Consider the following 856-nt stretch of genomic DNA (forward strand, 5'->3'; position numbering starts at 1 on the left):
GGTCTGCCGGCCGGCGCGGTGCCGTCGCCGGCCGGCACCGACGCGCTCCGGGACGCCTTCGGCCGGCTCCGCGCCGAGGTCGGCAAGGCCGTCGTCGGTCAGGAGGGCGCTGTGTCCGGGATGATCGTCGGCATCCTCGCACAGGGCCACGTACTGCTCGAGGGCGTCCCCGGCGTCGCGAAGACGCTGCTGGTGCGCAGCCTCGCCGCGGCGATGTCGCTCGACACGAAGCGCATCCAGTTCACGCCCGACCTGATGCCCGGCGACGTCACCGGCTCGCTCGTGTACGACGCGTCCACCGGCACGTTCCCGTTCCGCGAGGGCCCGGTCTTCACGAACGTGCTGCTCGCCGACGAGGTCAACCGCACGCCGCCGAAGACGCAGTCGGCACTGCTCGAGGCCATGGAGGAACGCCAGGTCAGCGTGGACGGTACGGCACGGCCGCTGCCCGACCCGTTCTTCGTCGCCGCGACGATGAACCCGATCGAGTTCGAGGGCACCTACACGCTGCCGGAGGCGCAGCTCGACCGCTTCCTCATGAAGCTGACGCTCGACGTGCCGCCGCGGGACGTCGAGTGGCAGGTGCTCCGCCGGCACGCGGACGGGTTCGTCCCGCGGGACGTGCGGTCCGCCGGGGTCCGGCCGGTGCTCGGCGTCGACGAGGTCCTCCGGGCGCAGCGGGCCGTCCGCTCGGTCGGGGCGCGCGACGACGTCCTGGCGTACGTGGTCGACCTGGCCCGCGCCACCCGGCAGGCTCCGTCGGTCCGCGTCGGCGTCAGTCCCCGCGGCGCGACGGCACTCCTCGCCGCCGCGAAGGCGTGGGCCTGGCTCACCGGCTACGACGCGATCACGCCCG

General features: G+C 74.1%; 1 protein-coding gene. It reads left to right on the plus strand.

From position 1 onward, the window contains the following. Positions 1–18 precede the first annotated feature (18 nt). A partial coding sequence (locus D8M35_RS16185; protein ID WP_148113422.1) for a MoxR family ATPase occupies positions 19–856 on the plus strand: 838 nt, incomplete at its 3' end.

The sequence above is a fragment of the Curtobacterium sp. HSID17257 genome, assembly GCF_003989515.1.
In the GTDB taxonomy this organism is placed as follows: Bacteria; Actinomycetota; Actinomycetes; order Actinomycetales; family Microbacteriaceae; genus Curtobacterium.